The sequence below is a fragment of the Acinetobacter sp. genome (genome assembly GCF_041919735.1).
Lineage (GTDB): Bacteria > Pseudomonadota > Gammaproteobacteria > Pseudomonadales > Moraxellaceae > Acinetobacter.
In genome coordinates this window covers 18,215-41,509 of the sequence record NZ_JAYRTF010000026.1, presented here as the reverse complement: position 1 = coordinate 41,509, position 23,295 = coordinate 18,215, and the positions used below count along the sequence as shown (strand labels likewise).

The following is a 23,295-nucleotide window of genomic DNA, read 5'->3' as shown; positions in this document are numbered from 1 at the left end:
TTTAAATTTTAAATAAATTATATTTATATAAAATTTAAAAATTATTCATGAAAGTTTTGTATTGTCCGCTTGGCGATGGCGGTATAGTAGCTTCAGTTCAAAGATTCTTGTCGTCAAATCGTCGCATTTAATCTATCGCCTGATCAGTCCACTGCAAAGAGCAAAAAGCCAGCTTTAAAAACAATGGCTTGGTGTATGATAAGGTTGAAAATTCGACTGATTTCACTGACATGGTCAGTATGATTTAGCCAGAGTGAATCTTCAGGATTCATTTCAAGCTCAAACTTTGTTGGAAATAAAAAATGCCTGACTATCGTTCAAAAACATCGACACACGGAAGAAATATGGCGGGTGCGCGCGGCTTATGGCGTGCAACCGGGATGAAAGATGAAGACTTCGGCAAGCCGATTATTGCGGTTGTGAACTCTTTTACCCAATTTGTCCCGGGTCACGTACATCTCAAAGACTTAGGTCAACTGGTGGCGCGTCAAATTGAACAAGCAGGCGGTGTAGCCAAAGAATTCAATACCATTGCGGTCGATGACGGGATTGCGATGGGGCATGACGGCATGCTGTATTCATTGCCATCACGTGACTTGATTGCGGACTCGGTGGAATACATGGTGAATGCGCACTGCGCTGATGCGATGGTGTGTATTTCCAACTGTGACAAAATCACCCCGGGAATGCTGATGGCGGCAATGCGCTTGAACATTCCAGTGGTGTTTGTATCTGGCGGCCCGATGGAAGCAGGTAAAGTCAAAATCCGCGGCAACGACAAAGCCATCGACTTAATTGATGCGATGATTGTTGCGGCAGATGACAATTTTACCGATGAAGAAGTGGCAGAATACGAACGCTCGGCTTGTCCAACTTGTGGTTCATGTTCAGGCATGTTCACAGCCAACTCCATGAACTGTTTAACCGAAGCTTTAGGGCTGTCACTGCCGGGCAATGGTTCAACCTTGGCAACCCATGCCAACCGTAAAAAATTATTTGAAAAAGCAGGTCAATTGATCGTAGAGATTACCAAGCGTCACTACGAACAAGATGATTACAGCGTATTGCCGCGCTCAATGGTGACCAAAGCATCGTATGAAAATGCCATGACTTTGGACATCGCGATGGGCGGTTCAACCAATACAGTATTGCATTTATTAGCTTCTGCCAATGAAGCAGGCGTTGATTTCACTATGGATGATATCGACCGTTTGTCTCGTAAAGTGCCTGTGCTGTGTAAAGTTGCACCTGCGAAAAATGACGTACATATGGAAGACGTACATCGTGCCGGTGGCATCATGTCAATTTTGGGTGAACTTGATCGTGCAGGCTTGCTCGATACCTCAGTCGGCACTGTACATGAAACCACTTTAAAAGATGCCTTAGACAAATGGGACATCATCCGCACTGAAAGTGAAGAGGTCTATCAATTCTTCCGTTCAGCACCGGGCGGTGTGCCGACGCAAACCGCATTCTCACAAGACCGTTATTATTCACGTTTAGACGGTGACCGTGAAAATGGCGTGATCCGCAATGCTGAACATGCCTTCTCGAAAGACGGCGGTTTGGCGGTGCTTTACGGCAACATAGCATTGGATGGCTGTATTGTTAAAACAGCAGGTGTGGATGATTCCATCCTGAAATTTAACGGGACTGCACGCGTTTTTGAAAGCCAAGATTCTGCGGTAGATTCGATTTTAGGCAACGAAATCAAAGCCGGTGACGTGGTGGTAATTCGCTACGAAGGCCCACGCGGCGGTCCGGGCATGCAAGAAATGCTGTATCCAACCAGCTACCTTAAATCGAAAGGTTTAGGCAAGGAGTGTGCCTTGTTGACTGATGGCCGTTTCTCTGGCGGTTCATCAGGTCTTTCAATCGGTCACGTGTCTCCAGAAGCAGCGGAAGGCGGTGCGATTGGTTTGGTGGAGGATGGCGATTTAATCGAAATCGATATTCCTAACCGTACTATCAACTTGGCTGTTGATGAAGCGACGATGGCAGCGCGCCGTGCAGCACAGGAAGCCAAAGGCTGGCACCCAGTGGAAGAGCGTCCACGTAAGATTTCGAAAGCGCTGAAAGCTTATGCGATGCATACGACCAGTGCGGCGAAAGGTGCGGTACGTGAAATCTAAACTTTAGATTTTTAAATAAAAAGCACTCTAAATAGGGTGCTTTTTTAATTTACATCTACATAAATTGCATTTGATACGTGGAAACGTCATCCGCAACTGTTTGAGGCAACCAGTAATTTAAAAGTGAATGTTTCTGCGATTATTCTTCTAGTTGAAAACAGTTGCCGAGTTTTGTCGGTGAGGTGCATTGCACCGCAAGATGGTTTCCTTGCGAAGCTTCGCATCTCATTTTGCCAAAACAAAAGTAACATACGAGCTCCGAAAATTAGCTTTTATAGAGGTAAGACTCCGTTGTAATCAGCTTTTAAATGAAATAATGGGACAATAATTCTAAGTTATAGAATTCTTCATCTGATTAAAAATAATGTTTCTTGAAGCAACTAAATAAAATTTAATAATTCGTTGATGTCATTAAAATTCTAAAAAAATACAGCCTCGAATAGTAGCTATAATTTATATGCCTTTGTGTAGGCAATTCCTTACTTTTGAAAGATCAAAAGTAACAAAAATCTTTTGTTCTCCTGATATGGCATCCCTGCCATACAGGAAAACAGCGACATCCATGTCGCTTTGTCATGTGATCGAAAAGTGTTGAATACACTAAAATCTCTTTTGTTAGGATGTAATTTCTTTTACATACCGAGCGCTTTCTATACAATCAAATGAAAAGAATCCGCTAAAAGCTGAAGCTTAAAATCAGCCACCGCCAAGGAAAAACAATGAGCAAAGATAATTTAAGAGAACATTCAGCACCTGTTTATGAAGGGATTGAAAATGCACCCGCACGTTCCATGATGCGCGCGACGGGCTTTCAAGATGAAGATTTTACCCGTCCATTTATTGGCATTGCCTCGACTTGGGCCAATGTCACACCATGCAATATGCATATTGATGGCTTAGCGCGTGAAGCAGAAAATGGCGTCAATGCAGCAGGCGGTAAAGGGATTATTTTCAATACCATTACGATTTCTGATGGGATTTCCAACGGCACCGAAGGCATGAAATATTCACTGCTGTCGCGTGAAATCATTGCCGACTCGATTGAAACCGTGGTCGGCTGTCAGGCCTATGATGGCGTGATTGCCATTGGCGGCTGCGACAAAAACATGCCGGGCTGCATTATGGGCTTGGCGCGATTAAACCGTCCGGGGCTGTTTATTTATGGCGGCACCATCAAACCGGGTGCAGGGCATACCGACATGATTTCAGTATTTGAAGCCGTGGGCCAGTATGCCAAAGGTGAAATCAACGAAATTCAAGTCAAGCAAATCGAAGAAGTCTCGCTGCCGGGGCCGGGTTCTTGCGGCGGCATGTATACCGCGAACTCGATGGCTTCAGCGATTGAAGCACTGGGCATGAGCTTGCCGGGTTCTTCTGCGCAGGAAGCTGTTTCGGAAGATAAAATTGCCGACTGTCAGCGCGCGGGCGAAGCGGTGATGAATCTGCTGCGTCTGGACATTAAGCCACGGGATATTATGACCAAAGCGGCTTTTGAAAACTCAATTAAAGTGTTGATTGCTTTAGGCGGTTCGACCAATGGCGTGCTGCACCTGATTGCGATGGCGCATACCGCAGGGGTGGAACTGTCTTTGGATGATTTTGTCCGTATTGGCAAAGACATTCCTGTGGTGGCAGATGTACGCCCATCGGGTAAATATTTAATGTCGGAACTGATTGCGATTGGCGGGATTCAGCCGTTGATGAAGCGCATGCTGAATGCCGGCATGTTGGATGGTTCTTGCCTGACGGTGACTGGTAAAACTTTGGCGGAAAACTTGGCCGATGTTGAAGATTATCCAGAAGGTCAGCAGATTATTCTGCCGTTCGATGCACCGATCAAAAAAGATTCACATTTGGTAGTCCTCAAAGGCAACCTGTCACCGACAGGAGCAGTTGCGAAAATTACCGGTAAAGAAGGACTGTACTTTGAAGGGCTAGCACGGGTGTTTGAAGGCGAGCAGGGCGCGATGCGCGGTATTCTTGATGGCGAAGTGCAAGAAGGCGAAGTGGTGGTGATCCGCGGGGTAGGGCCGAAAGGCGGGCCGGGCATGCCGGAAATGCTGAAACCGACTTCTGCGATTATCGGTAAAGGTTTGGGCCAGTCTGTGGCGCTGTTGACCGATGGGCGTTTTTCAGGCGGCAGCCATGGCTTTGTGATCGGTCACGTGACGCCGGAAGCCTATGAGGGCGGGCCGATTGGTTTAGTGAAAGATGGCGATAAAATTTCCATTAATGCTGAAACCCGGGAAATGACCTGGCATGTATCGGAAGAAGAAATTGCCGCGCGCCGTGCAGTTTGGGTCAAGCCAAAGCCGAATTATACACATGGCGCCTTGGCTAAGTTCGCGAAATTGACTTCAGGGGCTGAGAAAGGAGCAGTTACCGATCTAAATTTAGATGTATAATTGATCATTCCCCAACAAATTGCTATAACCCCTTGTAGTCCCGCAAGGGTTTATTTTTTCGAGGCAAATCTCATGTCACTGTTGCGCCGTTGGTTTGATCCAATCCGATCGAGCTGGTTTTATCAGAAACCGTCTCGTCAAGCGGTGTTACCCACGGAACAAGGTTTAAGCATTTACCTGCGTTTAGATGATGTTTACAGTTACTTAACCGCCCAGCAGCTGCCTCAGCTGGAAGAAATCCTCAGTGATGAACTGAAACCCCTCAAAGTCTATATTTCCAATCAGAGCGGTGAACCGCCCAATCATATGTCTGCTGCAGAATGGCAGCAGTATTGCCTCAACGATGCGAAAATTCTCTCCAAACAGCACCGTTTCAGTTTCCATGACACGCCGGAGCAGCCGACGGCCGAAGCGCTGCATCAGGCGGAAATTATTCTGCGCAATACGCCGCTGCGCGGCCAGGACTTTTTATATTTGCTGGAAGATGTCTTCCACATGTTGTGGCAAAAGCAGTATGGGAAATTGCGCACGCTGTATGCCATGGCCAGCCGCCATCATAAAGCGCAAGATTTTCCGGAACGGATTTTTAATGAAACCCCCGTGCTGGCCAGCTATTTTGAACTTGGTGAACGCAAATATCATGCGGTGGATGATCTGCTGCGTCTAACCCGCCGCCTCAAACAGCAAAAACTGCTGACCGATAATCCGATTTTCTTGATTAATCATATTGAATGGCGCGAGCATTTAATCAGCGATGCAGAAGAGCTGAATGAGATTCAGGCTCTGGACCCTGAGCTGGATTTGTATATTGCGCTGGAAGATCCGATTTCATGGATGCTGCTGGCCTATATCCGTGAGGAACTGGCGGACTATTACAACATTCAGCTGAATGTCTATCCGCTCAGCTATCATGGCCGCGACTGGTTTGACTGGAGTTTGGCAACACGCTTATCCAAGCGTACTGAAGTTAAATTTACCCCGTTTTGCCGTCCGACTGAGGCGGCGACTAAACGGATGGCGCAGCTGTATTACAGCGTGCCGGAAGAGCAACGCATAGAAGCCATGCATCAAATTTTGCAGGCGGTGTGGACGCAGGGCAAAGATCTGTCGTTTAAAGCGCATTTTCAGCAGTTGCAGCAGGAACTGAACATTGAAGCGCTGACCGAAGATGATGTTGAAACGCTGCTGAAAGAAAATGATATGCACTGCGAGATGAAATCTCAGCCGGATTTTCCTGTGCTGGAGCTGCGTATAGAGGGTCAAAGCTATGTATTTAACAGCCTGTACCGCGTTTGGATGATTGAAAGTATTTTCAGTAATGTGTTAGAAGAGAAGTATAAAAGTGAAAATACTGCTGAAAGTGAATCCAGAGAAGATGAAGAAAGAAAAAGTTGAATCCTTAGAACAAGCTCGTGCCCAAATTGATTTGATTGATCAGGGTATTATTGAATTGATTGCAGCGCGTCAATTTTATGTCGATCAAGCTGTGCGCTTTAAGCGTTCCGTACAAGATGTCCAGTCTCCGGAGCGGGTTGAAGCGGTGATTGGTAAAATTCGTCAACAAGCAGACGAACATGGGGTTAATGCGGATATTGTGGAGCGCTTATACCGCGATATGATTCAGCATTTTATTCAGCGTGAATTGAAAGAAATTCGGCCTTAAATTTAAAACTGGTTTACCTCCATATGATGATGATAAAAAAGTTTAATTGGAGTAGTAATACAAGTGGTTTCAGGAGGATGTGATTTTATCGTCCACTATATTTTAAAAGATAGAAATCTTTTTATAACCGTTTCATATATTCCTCCAGTTGCAGCAAAGGATGCCAATAAAATTTTTCCTTTTGCTGATTTACACCTATATAAAGAAAATAATAATCAGTTTGAGTTATTAAGCAAACAAAGATTAAAAACTGATGGTGGTGTATGGGATACAGAACGAGGAAAAGAGCCAGTCGGCTTTTGCAGTATTACGTTGCCTAAACCTGATTTGTCTTTATTGAAGGTTAAATTAAATCTCGGTTATTCATTAGAGTTTGACGGTGGGGGGCTCAATACCTAGTTTTACAAGCCATACATTTACATTGAATTCAGCGGCACGAGAGGTCAAATGATTAGATCAGTTATTCTAGTAAGCATAATCACTTTTTCTAGTGTCGCATGTTCTCAAAATGAAATTCCTGCAAAGGAAAAAGATCAACAGAATTTAAAAGAGGCTTCAAGTGTAGAATTATCTGCTTATGATAAGAAAATCATTGAAAAATATGAGCAGCTTCAAAAAAGTTTCAGAACTCTTGTTCAAGAAGATTTTGTGATTAAACAAAAAGAATTCCTACCCGAAGTTTTGAAAATAAAGGACAAAAAAACACGTGAAAAGTTACAAATGCAAATTTATACAGCTACAGGAATGTATAAAGAAGCTTATGATTTAAATGAAAAATTATTGAAAGAGTCTTTTAGTACAGCACGTTTAGTGACAAAGTGTGAATTAAGCTATTACGCTCAAATACCAAAGCAAGAAATTGAAGCGTGTTATACCGAATTAGCTGCGATTGTACAAAAAAAATTAAAGACTACTCCCAAAAATGACCCTCAATATATTTATGGTGAATGGGGTTATTTATTATTTATGTATAAATCTGGCCATGATGAATATAAACAAAAAATGGAAAATTTTATTCGTTCTACTAAAGATGAAACTGATAAGTACCAATTCCAGAATTCTTATGAAATGGCCATTGAAACCCATAATTGACAGAATATAACTTATAAGAAATTATCAAATTTTCAACTCAGTATCAAAATCTTAATTAAATCTGTTCCAGTGTTTAGCGCATTGGAACAGCTTTTAAATAAATTTGCATACTAAACGCTAATTCTTGGATTAATTTTCCATAATTTTATACAGATTTATGAAAATTTATTTTCTTTCTCTAAAGCCTCAACCTTTCATTGAGACCCCATTCCAAAAACAGTGATTTGTCAAAACAGCTTAATTCAATAGCATAGGGCCAGTTCTTCCACGAGATACACCATGATTGGGTTTGTGATTAGCGTCTTTGCGCTTGCTGGTTTAATTAAAGGCACTATTGGACTGGGTTTGCCTGCGGTATCTATGGGCCTGCTGACGATGGTAATTAGCCCATTTCAAGCGGCAACCTTATTGATCATTCCGTCTATGGTGACCAATTTTTGGCAGCTGTTTGCCGAAGGGCAAGTGCTGCGTTTAATCAAACGCTTTTGGCCTTTGTTGCTGGGTATTATTGTGGGTTCAGTTTGGAGTATTTTCCCCACTTTAGGGCAAAGTGAATTTAACAGTGAAGCCTTGCTTGGCGGCATGCTGGCGCTGTATGGCCTGTATGGATTATTCGCCAAAAGCCTGCCAAATTTTGCGCCGCATGAAAAATGGCTATCGCCGATTATCGGCTATCTCGGCGGGGCGCTCACCGTGGCAACAGGCGTAGTAGTCATTCCCGTTGTGCCCTATTTGCAGGGTTTACAGCTAAAACGTGATGATCTGGTGCAGTCACTCGGATTGGCATTTACCATTTCGACGCTTTGCCTCGCGGTATTCCTCCAGCAAAATCCTGTAGAAGATACCCCAATCGATTATGCCATGTCGGCAATGGCGCTCATTCCTGCATTGATCGGCATGTGGGCAGGGAAAAAAATCCGTTACCGCATTCCTGAACAAAAATTCCGTCAAGTATTTTTTGTCGGACTGATCGCTTTAGGCAGCTATATGATGCTGCATCAATTTCATTTGCTTTAATCTGGATGAACATCCAGCAAGGCCGATTTTTGTGACATCAAAAATTGACTCAAATGCTGATAACTCGTCGGTAAATCATCAAAATTTCGCGCCGTGAGCAGCAATTTACGATTGGCCCATTCGCCCAACAGTTCAACTTGAGCGAAGGCATACAGCGCTTTAAATCGCTGTGCCGCACGTTTCGGCATAATCGCGATGCCGACGCCATTTGCCACCACTTGGGCAATTGCAGCAAAGTTGGGCAGCCGCAGCCGATACTGAATGTCACAGCCAAAATTTTTGGCTTGAGTTTCAATGGACTGCTGCAATGAATGGTATTGCATCAGGCCGACAAAGGGATAATTCAAAATATCAGCGGGCTGTACGGCCATCTGCTGGGCCAGTGGATGCGTAGCAGGGCAGATCAGCACCAAAGGATCATCAGCAAAATCTAAGGTCTGTAAATGTGCGGATTTGAAAAAACCTGAAATTAAGCCCAATTGCGCAGCGCCTTGCTCGATGGCCGCGACAATATCTTTCGACTCAGCTTCAAACAGTTCAATTTGCGTATTGGGATTTTCAACTAAATATTGTGGCAGTAAGAAGGGCAGATATTCACTTTGCGCAGAGGAATTGCACCACAACGTCATGCTGGAACTTAAGCCTTCGGCAAAGGGCTGCATGGCATATTCAAGCTGCTTTCCCTGCTTGAGCATATTTTGCGCATGTTCAACAAAAGTTTGACCGGCCAATGTCAGCTTGACCCCGGTGGCTTGGCGGGTAAACAGGCGTGTGCGGTAGTGCTGTTCAAGTTTTTTAATCCGCTCGCTGGCGGCTTGTAAGGAAATCGCCGAACGTGCCGCGCCTTTGGTCAAGCTACCCGTTTCTACGATATACAGCATCAGTTGGAGGTCAAATAAATCCAGACGCATTCTACAATTTCCTTAAATCATGCCTTATCTTACCGAATTCTGGTGAATAAAAAAAAGCAGCCTTAAGGCTGCTTAAAAGTTCAAAGACATTTGTGAATTCAAATTATTCTGATTTATCGCCGAAGCTGAAGAACCAGTTTAGAATCAATGCTGCGAAGGTTGCAGTACCAATACCGCCGAGGTTGAAGTTGCCAAATTGAAGCGCAAAGTCACCTGTCCCTAAAATAATCGTGACCGCAGCCACCATCAGGTTTTTATTTTTCGAGAAATCGACTTTGTTTTCAATCCAGATTTTCGCACCGGCAATGGTAATCAAACCAAAGACCACAATTGATGCACCAGTTAAAATGGCTTGCGGAATGGTGTGAATAATCGCACCAAACTTCGGTGAAAGACCGAGGAAAATTGCAAAGACCCCAGCAAAGACGAACACGATGGTTGAGTACACGCGAGTCACGGCCATCACGCCAATGTTTTCACCATAAGTAGTCATCCCCGGACCGCCAACACCGCCGGAAAGCGTGGTTGCAACGCCATCGGCTACAAAGGCTTTACCAATGTGCGGATCTAGATTTTCACCAGTCATCGCGCCCACGGCTTTAATGTGGCCTAGGTTTTCCGCAACCAAAATCAAGGCAATCGGTGCAATGATGAGGATGGCATTAAAGTCAAAAACAGGAGAGTGGAACTGTGGAATACCGAACCAAGCGGCTTGTTGTACTGGGACAAAGTTAATTGGTGTGCCATGTCCCATTACATTCGATACGATGTAATAGACTAAATAAGCCATTAATAGGCCGATTAACAGTAGTAAGCGCTGCAACAATCCTTTGGTGAATACTGCAATCGATCCCATGCACAGTACAGTGACCAAGGCCATCCACATATTAAAGTTATTGCCCGCAACACCTTTAATGGTAACTGGTGCAAGGTTTAGACCAATAATCATCACCACAGCGCCCGTGACGACAGGAGGCATCAGTTTTTCAATCCAGCGCGTGCCCGTTGCCATCACAATAAAACCGAAAATGGCATATAAAATACCGCAGGCCATAATCCCACCGGCGGCCATAGCAATATTGGCATTTGGCGCGCCAGTACCTGATGCAGCATAACCGGTTGCGGCAATCACCACCCCAATAAAGGCAAAACTTGAACCTAAATAACTCGGTACGCGGCCGCCTGTCATCAAGAAAAATAGGATGGTACAGATCCCGGACATGAGGATGGCCAGATTGGCATCAAAACCCATGAGGAAAGGCGCTAAAACAGTGGCACCAAACATCGCAAAGGCATGCTGTATCCCCAATACCACGCTTTGCACGGGAGGAAGGTATTCATTGGTACCGACAGGACGTGCATCAATATTGCCTTCATACGGGCGCCATTGGGGAAACCAGTTGGACATAAAATGAGCACTCAAAAGATAAATTGTGCACATCATACGCTTCTTTTTAGAAGATTTAATCGCTTTAAAAAATATTTAGGTTAAATTAATTGCATGAATTTACATATATTTTTACCAATTGGTAAAATTTTTAATCATAAAAATGATTGTTAAATCATGTAATTAATCTGGATGCTCATGCGCTAAAAACCACATAAGTTTTTCTTATTTTATATATTCCAAAAAATTAAAATGAGAAAGCAGCAGGCAAAAAAAGCACACCTAAAGGTGTGCTTTTCATCAGTTGGACATTTAGCCGGTATTACGCAAGCCTGCGGCAATCCCCGCGATACTGACCATTAAGGCATGGTCGACCGGAGTATTTTCTGCCTGACGTTCAGCCAAATAAGCGCGGCGGCGCTTCATTAACTCGGCTTGGAGTAAATGCAGCGGCAGTAAATACGGTTTCCGCACTTTCATCGATTGGTCCAGTACATCATTGCTGCTGAGCAGTTGTGATTCGCCTTTGAGCGCGAGCAAAGTTTGCACTGCATCACGCAGACGTTGACGCAATTCTTCGCCCAGCAGTTTCAGGTCCTCATCATCAGTGAGGTGTGATTCATAATACAGGGCAACATGGCCGTCGGCCTTCGACAGCACCATTTCCAGCATATCAATCAGGGTTTGGAAATATGGCCATTGCTGCAGCATTTCATCCAAAATCTGTTTTTGACCTTGATCAAGCACGTGGTTGATGGCTGCGCCTGTGCCGAGCCACGCTGGGAGCATCAAACGAATTTGCGTCCAAGCGAAGACCCAAGGAATAGCACGTAACGATTCAATCCCGCCACTGACTTTACGTTTGGCCGGACGTGAACCCAGCGGTAGCATTTGCAGTTCCAGTTCAGGTGTCACGGTACGTAAATATTTCACGAAATGTGGATTTTCACGGACGGTTTTTCGATACACCTGTACCGAGAGGTCGGTCATGCTGTGCATGAGCTGACGCCATTCTGGTTTCGGTTCAGGCGGCGGTAAAAGCGTTGCCTCTAACGTTGCTGCGGTATAAATTTCCAAGTTTTGCAGGGCGATGCCTTCCAAACCAAATTTAAAGCGGATCATTTCCCCTTGTTCAGTGACACGGATTGCACCGGAAATTGACCCCGGCGGCTGAGAGAACAGGGCTTGCTGGGTCGGCGCACCGCCACGGCTGATTGAGCCGCCACGGCCATGGAACAAGGTCAGTTGTACGCCATGCTGTTTCGCCACCGCGGTTAATTCTTCTTGCGCGCGGTACTGCGCCCAGTTGGCAGACATAAAGCCGGCATCTTTGGCAGAGTCGGAATAGCCAATCATTACTTCATGTTTGCCTTGAATATGCTGTTTGTACCAATGCATATTGAACAGGGTATTCATGGTGCGTGCTGCGCCATCCAAATCCTTTAAGGTTTCAAACAGCGGAACGACACGTAAAGGATGCTGAATACCAGCTTCTTTTTGCAGCAAAAGAACAGCCAAAACATCACTTGGATGTTCCGCCATGGAAATAATATAGGCGCCTAAGCTTTCAGGCGGCTGCGCTGCCAAAGTGCGCATCGTCGCAAAGACTTCTTGCACATCCGGATGTTCAATTAAACTCTGTTTCGGTTCATTCCAATGTTTTGGCAGCAATGGACGTTTGCTTTGCAGTTCCTGAATCAAGAAATTCTGGCGCGCCTGTTCCGTCCAAGTTTCGAAATTGCCTAGACCTAAATATTCAGTAATTGCAGAAATTGCTTGGCGGTGGCGAGTCGATTCTTGGCGGATATCCAGTTTCAGCAATTCAATACCGAAGCAATTCACGCGGTGAATAAAGTCGAGCAATTTGCCGTTGGCAATTTCCGGCAGACCGCTGTCGATCAATGAACGGTAGCAAACCATCAGCGGTTCAAGCAGTTCATGACGGCTTTTGATTACTTGGCTGTCATCACCATCATCTCCGCGCAGTTTCAGCGCCAGCCAGTTACGTGTCGCTTTAAGGCGTTCGCGGGTATCACGTAAATATTCACGGTACGGTTCTGGGTGGAATTGTCCCAGTGCATCACTCAGTTCTTTGCTGCATTGCTGAATAGACAGTTCCCAACGCAGGTCTTCCATATCACGCAAATATAAATCCGCAGCTTTCCAGCGCGATAACCACAACACTTCTTGGGTAATGTTATGGGTCACATTCGGGTTGCCGTCACGGTCACCACCCATCCACGAAGCAAAACGAACTGGTGCAACTGTCAACGGCAAGGCTTTGCCGCAATGATCCTGTACCATGCCGTCAAGTTCGCGCATGAATTTCGGTACTGCATTCCACAAAGTTTGCTCAATCGTGGTGAAGCCCCATTTCGCTTCATCAACTGGGGTTGGACGGTGCTGACGAATTTCATCGGTTTGCCAAGCTGAACAAATTAATTGTTTCAGGTCATCCAAAACCGTTTTGCGTTCGCGCGGCGTGAGTTTTTGCTGATCCATTTTAAACAGACAATCATTAATATCGTCATATTTTTGAATCAGGGTACGGCGGCTGACTTCAGTCGGATGCGCAGTCAGTACCAATTCAATTTTCAGTTCACAAATTTGTTGGAACAATTGTTCCGCATCAATATTTTGGGTTTTAAATTTTTCAAACAGATGATCCAGCACGTTTGGAGACGGTGCGTTTTCATCAAATTCACTTTTACGGCGACTGCGAACCACGTTGTATTGTTCGGCAATATTGGCAAAGTTCAAAAAGTGGGTAAATGCACGGGTTAGCGGCAGAATTTCTTCATCTTTTAAGTTTAAAAATAATTGTTCGAGCTGTTTTTCCGCTTCAACTTGTCCATCGCGTGCACCCTTCGATAAGGCACGAATTTGTTCTACCTGATTAAACAAATCTTGTCCTGCATGCTGCTTTAGGGTTTCACCCAATAAATTGCCCAGTAAGCGCACATCTTCACGTAATGGAGCATCAATTTGTTGAATCATGTTGTTCTTTCTCCGCTTGTTCCTGTCCCGACTATACCTCGAAAGCACTATGGCAAAAGAGGGTACAGACAAAAGTCGGATGACTTTTGCTTGAAAATTAGCACGTACTGTGCCTTTAGAGATAGATTAATCTGAAATTATTACCGTAAATCAGGTGCTGCCTCCGGTTGGCCATATTTCAGCATAAAGACTTCGATGGCAAAGGCAATGAGGTGCTGTTGTTCCTGTGCGTTGGGAATTTCACGCATGCCGAGCAAGACCTCTTGATGCCGCAGACCGGCCAGCAGCGATACAATCAGTTCAGTTTGAACGGCAGGATCAGCCGCTTGAATAAACTGAAATGCTGCGGCATCACGAAATAATTTTTCCCACACCTGACGTAATTTTAAATGTGAGGCGCGATAAAACTGATCGACTAAGGGGCTATGTTCAGCCGCCAATTCGAGCAGCAGCAAATCCAGTTTAATGGCTTCTGGCAAATTGATGATATCCATCGTCAATTCACACACTTCCTGCAAGGCATGGGGGAAATGACTTTCGGCATGCAAATGACGCGGACGGGTACTGAGGATGTGCTCGCAAGTCTGTTCAATTGCGCAGGTGAACAACGTGGCTTTGTCTTGAAAATGGTTATAGACCGTCAGTTTGGTGACACCGGCATTTTGCGCAATCTGGTTCATACTGGAACCGTGATAGCCCAATTCTAAAAATAATTGTTTTGCTGATTCTAAAATGCGTTGTCGTTTTTCTAGGTCTTTGGGGCGGCCGACGTTCATTTGCTGAAAATATTCCAAAAAAATTGAAAAGGTCATTGATTTTGGATAAATAATCTAATTAATGTACCGCATGGTTTATTAATTAAAAAATAACCAAACTAATGCAAGACTATTCTGCCCTAAAAAAAACGTTTAATTAAGAGCGAACTTCATGAGTACGATTCAGAGCACCGTTGTCAGCATGATCATTGTTTGCAGTGTGACCTTATGGGGATGCAGCAAGGAACAGGCGCAAAGCGAACAGGAAGTTCCTTTTGTGATGGTGACACAGCCGAGCGCAGCCCATTTTGAGCAAAAAAGTTATGCCGGCGATGTGCAGGCGCGTCAGCAAACGGCTTTGGCCTTTCGCGTTGGGGGGCAAATTACCGAACGCTATGTCGATGTCGGCGACCAAGTCCGTGTTGGGCAGGTCTTAGCCAAACTGGATGTGAAAGATGCGCAGCTGCAACTGAATGCCGCACAAGCGCAGTTAGACAGTGCGCGTTCTGCGGCACAAATTGCCGAAGATGAACTCAAACGCTTTAAACAATTACTGCCGCTGAATGCCGTCAGCCGTTCACAGTACGATGCGGTGGAAAATCAGTACAAAGCTGCATTGTCGAATCTCAAGCAAGCGCAATCGAATTATGAGGTGAGCAGCAATCAAACCGGATATAACCAGTTGATTGCCAATAAAAAGGGCGTGATTACTGAACGCAATATTGAAGTGGGTCAAGTGGTGGCAGCAGGGCAGGCTGCATATCAATTGGCGGTTGCCGGTGAGCGCGATGTGGTGATCGGTATTCCTGAACAAGCCATTGACGAGATCAAAATTGGACAGGATGCATGGGTCACTTTGTGGTCAAAACCCGAAGAAAAATTTGCTGGCTTTGTACGCGAAATCAGTCCAGCCGCGGATCAGTCACGCACCTATAGCGTCAAAGTGGCCCTGCGTGAAGGGAACAGTACGATTCAGCTTGGACAGAGTGCACGGGTATTTTTAACCCAAGCACAGCACAATGTGATTCATGTTCCGCTATCGAGCGTATCTGCCCAGGGTCAGCAGGCCTATGTGATGGTGGTCAATGCGGACAACAGCGTGCGTAAAGTGCCAGTGACTTTGGGCGAATATGGCCGTGACAGTGTGCCAGTGCTCAGCGGTCTCAACGCTCAGGATTATGTCGTGGTTGGTGGCGTACATTTGCTGCGGGAAAAGCAAAAAATTCATCCGATTGACCGTGATAACCGCGCTGTTCATATTCAGGCAGGAGCGAAAGAATGAATTTCAACCTGTCAGAGTGGGCGCTGAAAAATAAGGGCCTGATTCTTTATTTTATGATTCTGCTGGGCATTATTGGGATCGTGTCCTATTCCAAATTGTCCCAAAGTGAAGACCCGCCATTTACCTTTAAGGTCATGGTGATTCAAACCTATTGGCCGGGTGCAACAGCCAAAGAAGTGTCGATGCAGGTCACCGACCGCATTGAAAAAGAATTGATGACCACGGGGCAGTATGAACGCATCATGGCCTATTCACGGCCAGGTGAATCGATGGTGACTTTTGTCGCCAAGGACAGCCTGCGTTCGCAGCAAATTCCAGATGTTTGGTACACGGTGCGTAAAAAGATCAATGACATCAAACATCAGCTACCGTCTGGGGTGCAGGGGCCATTTTTTAATGATGAATTTGGCGATACCTTCGGCAACATTTATGTGCTGACCGGCAAAGACTTTGACTATGCCACCCTGAAGGAATATGCCGACCGTTTGCAGCTACAATTGCAGCGGGTCAAAGATGTGGCCAAAGTTGATTTGATTGGGCTGCAAGATCAAAAAATCTGGATTGAAATTTCCAACACCAAAGCCACACAAATGGGCATTCCGGTCACAGCGATTCAGCAGGCTCTGCAACAGCAAAATACCGTGGCGAGCGCAGGTTTCTTTGAAACCAACTCCGACCGTATTCAGGTTCGAGTCAGCGGCAATCTGCACAATATTGATGAACTGCGCCAAATGCCATTGCTGGTCAATGACCGCACCATTCAACTCGGTGATGTGGCGGAGGTGTATCGTGGCTTTAGTGATCCACCACAGCCGCGTATGCGCTTTATGGGGGAAAATGGTCTCGGCATTGCCGTGTCTATGCGTAAAGGCGGGGACATTCTCGCGCTCGGTAAAAACTTGGAAACCGAATTTGCCCGATTGCAAAAAACTTTGCCGCTCGGGATGGAACTGAAAAAAGTGTCCGATCAGCCGGTTGCCGTGAAGCGCAGCGTTAATGAGTTTATGAAAGTTTTGGCCGAAGCGGTGATTATCGTCCTGCTGGTCAGCTTTTTCTCCCTTGGTTTCCGGACTGGCCTCGTGGTGGCTTTTTCCATTCCCTTGGTGCTGGCGATGACCTTTGCCGGCATGCAGCTGTTTGATGTCGGCCTGCATAAAATTTCCCTCGGTGCGCTGATTCTGGCACTGGGCTTATTGGTCGATGACGCCATTATTGCCGTCGAAATGATGGCGATTAAAATGGAGCAGGGCTATAGCCGATTGCAAGCCGCCGGACATACTTGGCGGACCACGGCATTTCCAATGCTGACCGGAACGCTGATTACTGCAGCCGGTTTCTTGCCGATTGCGACTGCGGCGTCCAGTACCGGTGAATATACCCGTTCGATTTTCCAAGTGGTGACCATTGCCTTAATTGTCTCGTGGTTTGCCGCCGTGCTGTTTGTCCCGTATTTGGGTGACAAATTACTGCCGGATTTCAATCAAGAGCTGATTCAAAAAGCGCCGTGGTATCAACGCTTGTGGGCGCGACTACGCAAACAGCCAGCGCCGCAGCCGATCGTGGATCATGCCGGTGAGCATCACGATCCTTATCAAACCCGGTTTTATCAACGCTTCCGTGGTTGGGTAAATACCTGTGTGACCTATCGCAAAACTGTAATTGCCACCACGGTCGGTATTTTTATCCTGTCCATTTTGATGTTTAAAACCGTGCCGCAGCAGTTTTTCCCGCCGTCGAACCGCGCCGAAATTTTGGTGGATTTGAAGCTGGAAGAAGGGGCATCGCTAAAAGCCACCGAAGCGGCGGTGAAAAAAGTCGAAGCCTTTTTATCGAAAAAAGAGGGCATTGATAACTTTGTGGCTTATGTGGGTACCGGTTCGCCACGTTTTTATCTACCGCTCGATCAGCAATTGCCGCAAGCCAGTTTTGCTCAGTTTGTGGTATTGGCATCGTCTTTAGATGACCGTAATGAAATCCGTCAGGCTTTGTCAGAAGAAATCCGCAAACTGCTGCCTGAAGTGCGGACTCGTGTATCGCTGCTTGAAAATGGCCCACCTGTCGGTTATCCATTGCAGTTCCGGGTCTCAGGTGAAGACCTGACGCTGGTACGCGAATGGGCGCAGAAAGTCGCAGCCACAGTCAGTGAAAACCCAAACAGCACCAATGTGCATTTGGATTGGGGTGAGCCGAGCAAAGTCATCCAATTGGATATTGACCAAGACCGTGCGCGTCAAATGGGGGTCAGCAGTTTGGATCTGGCCAATTTCCTCAACAGCTCCATCAGTGGCGCGGTGATTAACCAGTACCGCGAAAAACGTGAGCTGATTGAAATCCGCATGCGGGGCGATCAAGCCGAACGTTTGGATGTCGGCTCACTCAGCAGTTTAGCCGTGCCAACTGCAAAAGGCGGCTCGGTGCCTTTGGCGCAAATTGCAAAAATTGAATATCGATTTGAAGAGGGCCTGATTTGGCATCGCAACCGTTTGCCGACCATTACCGTGCGCGCAGATATTCGCAGTCATTTACAGCCGGCGACGGTGGTGGGCGAGCTGCAAGCGCCGTTTGATCAGCTGCGTGCCGAAATGCCGAATGGCTATTTATTGCAAGTGGGCGGTACGGTGGAAGAATCAGCGCGCGGTCAGACGTCAGTCAATGCCGGTATGCCCTTATTTTTAGCCGTGGTGATGACCTTATTAATGATTCAGCTGCGCAGCATGTCGCGTGCAGTGATTGTATTTTTAACTGCGCCGCTCGGCATTATTGGTGTGGTCTTATTCCTGTTATTGTTCAATAAACCTTTTGGTTTTGTGGCGATGCTCGGCACGATTGCGCTGTCGGGCATGATTATGCGCAACTCGCTGATTTTGATTGATCAGATTGAACAGGATATTCGATCAGGGGAGTCGGCGTGGGATGCGATTATCAATGCCACCGTGCGCCGTTGCCGGCCAATTGTACTGACTGCATTGGCCGCTGTACTGGCGATGATACCGCTGTCACGCAGTATTTTCTTCGGTCCGATGGCGGTTGCAATTATGGGCGGATTAATCGTGGCGACACTGCTGACCTTATTTTTCCTGCCTGCATTGTATGCGCAGTGGTTTAAGGTAAAAAAAATTCAGCACAATCCATAAAAGTGGGTGCGAAATATTGTTTTTTTCAATATAGTAGCACTTAATCTTTATAGATAATTTTAATAAATAATTCACTGCGCGCATGCAAGGATTTTGGGGGCAGTATGAGGTTGAATCAGACATGACGACAGACAATATCATCAAGTATCGCCGCTATCTCGCGATTTCTTATGTCTTCATGTTTTTGGCGCTGTTTACCGTAATCAGCAGCCTGTTTGCCTATTGGTTTGCCCGCAAAGTGGCGCAGCTGGATTCAGCTGAAGTCTGGATGCAGGCGCAGGCGCTCTGGATCATGCGGACGGTGCTGATTTATATCATCATGGCCATTTTTGCAGCGCTGTGGTTTATCCCGCTGTTCTTCTATTACTGGGACACCTATTTATGGGTGACGGGCTGCACTGTGGCCGGCGTGGTATTTTCCGGCATCGCCTTCTTGTATTTACTGAATGCCTGGATTAAAGGCGTCACTAAATTTTTCAAAAATAAAGCGGTTTTCTAATCCTGCAGAAATTTTTCAAGCTATCCCCCTTGTAAAAGACGGTATGACCCCAATTTATACCGCAGTTGAGTATTAATTGAATTCCGTGAGGAGCATCGCCAGACATGGCTAAACGTGATTATTATGAGGTTTTGGGTGTCGCTAAAACCGCTAGTGATGATGAAATTAAAAAAGCCTACCGTAAGTTGGCGATGAAGTTCCATCCAGACCGCAACCCAGACAACCCGGAAGCTGAAGAAAAGTTTAAAGAAGCTGCAGAAGCCTATGAAGTGCTGTCTGATGGCGAAAAACGCAGCATGTACGACCGCATGGGCCATCAAGCTTTTGAAGGCGGCATGGGCGGTGCAGGCGGCGGTTTTGGCGGCTTCAGCGCAGAAGATATTTTCAGCCAGTTCGGCGACATTTTTGGCGGCGCATTTGGCGGCGGCGGCCGAGGCCAGCAGCGCGCGCGCCGCGGTTCGGACTTGCGCTATGTCATGGAACTCACCCTTGAAGAAGCGGTGAAGGGCGTGAAAAAAACCATTACTTTCACAGCGCCAGCGCCTTGCGATGCCTGTGACGGCAAAGGTTCAAAAAATCCAAATGATGTTGAAACCTGTAAAACCTGTCATGGCGCGGGTCAAGTGCGCATGCAGCAAGGCTTCTTCTCGGTGCAGCAAACCTGCAGCACCTGCCGCGGCCAAGGCAAAATCATCAAGAACCCATGCGGCAAATGTCATGGTTCTGGGGTGTCTGACCGTCAGCAAACTTTGGAAGTCACTATTCCAGCGGGTGTGGACAATGGCGACCGCGTACGCTTAAGCGGCAAAGGCGAAGCGATCCGTGACGGCCAGTCTGGTGATCTGTATGTAGAAGTGGTGGTGCGTGAGCACGAAATCTTCCAGCGTGACGGCGCCGACCTGTATATGGACGTGCCGATCAGCATTGCTGATGCGGCATTAGGCAAAGAAATTCAGATCCCGACTTTGGACGGCCGTGTCAGCCTGAAAATTCCTGAAGGTACGCAAACCGGCAAACTGTTCCGCTTGCGCGGCAAAGGCGTGAAGCCTGTGCGCACCAGCATGCAGGGTGATTTGCTCTGCCGCATTGTGGTGGAAACGCCTGTGCATTTGACTGCGCGTCAGCGTGAATTGCTGAAAGAGCTGCAGGACACCATGGATGGCGAAGGCAGCAAATCATCGCCGAAGAAAAAATCATTCTTCGACCGCTTATTTGATTAATCCGCTTAAACCGCTGCCCATAAAAAAAGAGCCTGCATCATGCAGGCTCTTTTTTTACGGGCAGCGGCCATCAGGCTGATGGCCGCTGCCCGCGCGGATTTCAAACTGCGCCGTTTATTTGGATGGCATTGCTTTGATTAAGTCTTCGTAGCTTAAATCTTTCTTTTGAATGATCTTGATGCGCAGCAGCTGATGTTTCGCTTCCGCTTCATAACCGTTGTACGCCAGCATTTTGGCATACTTGGTCAGGTTATAATTGGTTGGATAGCTGCGCACCAGTTTTTCAACATCATCCAATTGCGCTTTGCTCATGGCCTGATACGGGTTCATGCGGATAAAGTTAATCCGGTGATCAAACTCACTGAGCAGGTAAATGCGGTCATTGCGGGTGATTTTCTCCGGCGTTTTTTCAAAACGCGCTGACTGATCCATCTTCGGCACCGCTACATCATAATCGCGGTAAATCACCGCCAGGAGAATCAGCCCGCAGATCAAGGCGGCGCGCATAAAAATAGGCGGCAGGGTGATGGCGGCGGCATCGGTTTTTTGCGCCAGGATGGTGCCGATCACAAAGCCCATCGGCAGCAGGAAATACGCGTAGTTTTGTGGAAATTCCAGCAGCGCATGAATCACAAAAACGCCAACCATCAGCACGCCAATCACGGATGAAGCCGATTGCACGCGTTGATGCAGCTGCAGGCCCAAATAGCCGAAATAGGCCAAAAATGGCAGTCCGATCAGCACGCCATTCCACAGCAGGAAATCTAAAATGAAATTATGCGCGCTGCGCACCCACACCGGGCCTGGGAAGGTATCCGAAATGAATACGAAGGCGGTGCTGGTTTGATACCAGCCATAGCCAAACCACGGCTGCGCGGCTGCAGCATGCGTCATCTGCTGCCAGATCGCCAGACGCGACATATCGCCGCCGGCGCGCTGCGCCACATCACGGCTTTCAATCAGCTGCATGCCAGAGGTTTGAGCCAGCCATTGGCTGATTTCCGGCAGGCAGAAAATCAATCCAATAAAACCGAACAGCCAAAGCAGGTTATAGCGCCACGGCAGGCGGATGATATGGCGGTACTGCTGATAAGACAGATACAGCATGATGGCGATGCAGGCGACCCATGAGGTGCGTGACTGGCTCAGTGCGACCCCAATGAGCATCGGCAGTGCGGCCAGCACCAGCCATTTTGTCGCTGCCGCTTTCTTTTCATACAGATACAGGCAGGCCAGCAGCGCCATCAGCAGGAACGTGCCCATATTGTTGGGCTGGGCAAAATTGGCAAACGGACGGGTGCTGCCGCTGATGTTCATCATGATCCAGCCCAGCGACGCATCAAAATTCAGCCATTGGCAGATGGCGACCAGGCCAGTAGCAACCCCGCCGGCCAGAAAGGTATAGCTTAAATACTGAAAGGTTTTTTCACGGCTGGCCTGATCGCTGCAGAGGCTGTAGCCGATGGCGATGGCGATCCAGAATGAAAAGACATAAATAAAGCTCAGCAGCGCGATGCTGAAATAATAGACATGGCCGAAGGCGAATTGCAGCAGCGGGATCAGCGCCAGCCCGAAGATCGGCAGGGTGATTTTCGGCAGCCGAATCGGCTGTTTCCAGCAGGCTGCGGCTAAGGCAAACAGCGCAAAAAACGTGTACAGCTCACCCAGATACGTGGCCCAAGGGCGGTAATGAATCGGATGCAGCCATGCAATAAACATAAAAATTGCAGCGAGCGCAAACAGGAAATTTCTCATGCCTGATCATCGTGGAAAAAACCTGCATATGATACATCGAAACGCGCCTGATTTAAAAAACGCCGTGCCGTCCGCCTGAAGCATTGGCAGGCCGCGCGGAAAGCGCATGATCCGCGGGCAGAAATTTCAGGTTTTTTCTGCATGGAACTTAGCCAAGTTCAGGAGTTTTGCTATAGTAAGAGCAATTTCGAATCAGCATCAGGAAAATGTTATGTCAGCACATCCGCGCATTGGGGTCTTGGGAGCAGGCGGCCGTATGGGGCGCATCTTAATTCAAGCGGTACAGCAGGCCGGCTATCAATTGGCCGCGGCGGTTGAACGCCCGGAAAGCAGCCTGATTGGCGCAGATGCCGGCGAGCTGGCAGGCATTGGCGCGATTGGCGTCAAAGTGGCGGGCGGTTTAGAGGCTGTAATCAACGATTGTGATGTGGTGATTGACTTTACCGCGCCGGTAGCGACGGCGCATCATCTGGAATTGTGCCGCAAAGCGGGTGTCGCGATTGTGATCGGCACAACAGGCATGAGTGATGAGCAGAAAGCTTATTTAGAAGAAACTGCAACTGAAACACCTGTCGTGTATGCAGCCAACTATTCTGTCGGTGTCAACGTGTCAATCAAATTGCTTGAGTTGGCATCGAAAGTGTTTGGCGACACAGTGGATATTGAAATTGTGGAAGCGCATCACCGCCACAAAGTCGATGCGCCGTCAGGTACAGCGCTCATGTGGGGCGAGGCGATTGCTGATACTTTAGGCCGTGACCTGAAAGAAGATGCGGTGTATTGCCGTGAAGGCCATACAGGTCCGCGTGAGCGCAAAACTATCGGTTTCCAGACCATCCGCGGCGGCGATATTGTCGGCGAACATACCGCGATGTTTATTGCCGATGGCGAACGTGTGGAAATTACCCATAAAGCCACCAACCGCATGAACTTTGCATCAGGCGCGGTACGTGCTGCAGCATGGGTGGTGGGCCGTGATGCGCGTAAATATGATATGAAGGATGTGCTTGGATTTAATGATATTCAAGTATAAATCTCATTAAAAA

General features: G+C 47.1%; 17 protein-coding genes. 12 read left to right on the top strand and 5 right to left on the bottom strand.

Going from position 1 to position 23,295, the window contains the following annotated elements:
• The first annotated feature begins 302 nt into the window (after positions 1-302).
• The 7 genes from ilvD (ACE3T3_RS13695) (at position 303) to ACE3T3_RS13665 (ending at position 8,309) form a co-directional block, all read left to right on the top strand.
• Entirely contained in the window at positions 303-2,132 is a 1,830-nt protein-coding gene (gene ilvD, locus ACE3T3_RS13695; protein ID WP_374667844.1) for a dihydroxy-acid dehydratase, read from the top strand.
• 719 nt (positions 2,133-2,851) lie between these two features.
• Positions 2,852-4,537, top strand: coding sequence for a dihydroxy-acid dehydratase (gene ilvD / locus ACE3T3_RS13690; protein WP_374667842.1), 1,686 nt, complete (start codon positions 2,852-2,854; stop codon positions 4,535-4,537).
• A 72-nt stretch (positions 4,538-4,609) separates the two neighbouring features.
• Positions 4,610-5,932, top strand: a complete 1,323-nt coding sequence (locus tag ACE3T3_RS13685; RefSeq protein ID WP_374667841.1) for a hypothetical protein — start codon at positions 4,610-4,612, stop codon at positions 5,930-5,932.
• Entirely contained in the window at positions 5,913-6,200 is a 288-nt protein-coding gene (locus tag ACE3T3_RS13680) for a chorismate mutase (RefSeq protein WP_374667839.1), read from the top strand. The genes ACE3T3_RS13685 and ACE3T3_RS13680 overlap by 20 nt, the downstream gene beginning before the upstream one ends.
• Positions 6,201-6,263: 63 nt before the next feature.
• Positions 6,264-6,599 (top strand): hypothetical protein, encoded by a 336-nt coding sequence (locus ACE3T3_RS13675; protein WP_374667837.1) that lies wholly within the window; start codon positions 6,264-6,266, stop codon positions 6,597-6,599.
• 48 nt (positions 6,600-6,647) lie between these two features.
• A complete protein-coding gene (locus ACE3T3_RS13670; RefSeq protein WP_374667835.1) occupies positions 6,648-7,292 on the top strand; it encodes a hypothetical protein in 645 nt (214 codons plus the stop codon).
• A gap of 279 nt (positions 7,293-7,571) precedes the next feature.
• Complete coding sequence (locus tag ACE3T3_RS13665; RefSeq protein ID WP_374667833.1) at positions 7,572-8,309, top strand: sulfite exporter TauE/SafE family protein; 738 nt, start codon at positions 7,572-7,574, stop codon at positions 8,307-8,309.
• Here ACE3T3_RS13665 and ACE3T3_RS13660 read toward each other — a convergent pair.
• From ACE3T3_RS13660 to ACE3T3_RS13645, 4 genes are all read right to left on the bottom strand, one after another.
• Entirely contained in the window at positions 8,306-9,220 is a 915-nt protein-coding gene (locus tag ACE3T3_RS13660; protein ID WP_374667831.1) for a LysR family transcriptional regulator, read from the bottom strand. The genes ACE3T3_RS13665 and ACE3T3_RS13660 overlap by 4 nt on opposite strands.
• A gap of 103 nt (positions 9,221-9,323) precedes the next feature.
• A complete protein-coding gene (locus ACE3T3_RS13655) occupies positions 9,324-10,628 on the bottom strand; it encodes a solute carrier family 23 protein (RefSeq protein WP_374667829.1) in 1,305 nt (434 codons plus the stop codon).
• Positions 10,629-10,919: 291 nt separating this feature from the next.
• Positions 10,920-13,604, bottom strand: a complete 2,685-nt coding sequence (ppc, locus tag ACE3T3_RS13650) for a phosphoenolpyruvate carboxylase (RefSeq protein ID WP_374667827.1) — start codon at positions 13,602-13,604, stop codon at positions 10,920-10,922.
• A 140-nt stretch (positions 13,605-13,744) separates the two neighbouring features.
• Positions 13,745-14,416 (bottom strand): TetR/AcrR family transcriptional regulator, encoded by a 672-nt coding sequence (locus ACE3T3_RS13645; RefSeq protein WP_374667825.1) that lies wholly within the window; start codon positions 14,414-14,416, stop codon positions 13,745-13,747.
• A 115-nt stretch (positions 14,417-14,531) separates the two neighbouring features.
• Between ACE3T3_RS13645 and ACE3T3_RS13640 the strand changes: the two genes are divergently transcribed.
• From ACE3T3_RS13640 to dnaJ, 4 genes are all read left to right on the top strand, one after another.
• Entirely contained in the window at positions 14,532-15,641 is a 1,110-nt protein-coding gene (locus tag ACE3T3_RS13640) for an efflux RND transporter periplasmic adaptor subunit (protein ID WP_374667823.1), read from the top strand.
• Positions 15,638-18,775 carry an efflux RND transporter permease subunit gene (locus ACE3T3_RS13635; RefSeq protein ID WP_374667820.1) on the top strand — a complete coding sequence of 1,046 codons (3,138 nt, stop codon included), beginning with the start codon at positions 15,638-15,640 and terminating at the stop codon, positions 18,773-18,775. Before ACE3T3_RS13640 ends, ACE3T3_RS13635 begins: the two co-directional genes overlap by 4 nt.
• A 121-nt stretch (positions 18,776-18,896) precedes the next feature.
• Positions 18,897-19,274, top strand: coding sequence for a hypothetical protein (locus ACE3T3_RS13630; protein WP_374667818.1), 378 nt, complete (start codon positions 18,897-18,899; stop codon positions 19,272-19,274).
• Between the two features lie 104 nt (positions 19,275-19,378).
• Positions 19,379-20,494, top strand: coding sequence for a molecular chaperone DnaJ (gene dnaJ / locus ACE3T3_RS13625; RefSeq protein WP_374667816.1), 1,116 nt, complete (start codon positions 19,379-19,381; stop codon positions 20,492-20,494).
• A 114-nt stretch (positions 20,495-20,608) separates the two neighbouring features.
• On the opposite strand, the gene ACE3T3_RS13620 is transcribed toward dnaJ, so the two are convergent.
• Complete coding sequence (locus tag ACE3T3_RS13620) at positions 20,609-22,249, bottom strand: Wzy polymerase domain-containing protein (RefSeq protein WP_374667814.1); 1,641 nt, start codon at positions 22,247-22,249, stop codon at positions 20,609-20,611.
• Between the two features lie 211 nt (positions 22,250-22,460).
• Between ACE3T3_RS13620 and dapB the strand changes: the two genes are divergently transcribed.
• The gene (dapB, locus tag ACE3T3_RS13615; protein WP_374667812.1) at positions 22,461-23,282 is read left to right on the top strand and encodes a 4-hydroxy-tetrahydrodipicolinate reductase; all 822 of its coding nucleotides are present in this window, start codon (positions 22,461-22,463) and stop codon (positions 23,280-23,282) included.
• Positions 23,283-23,295 lie beyond the last annotated feature (13 nt).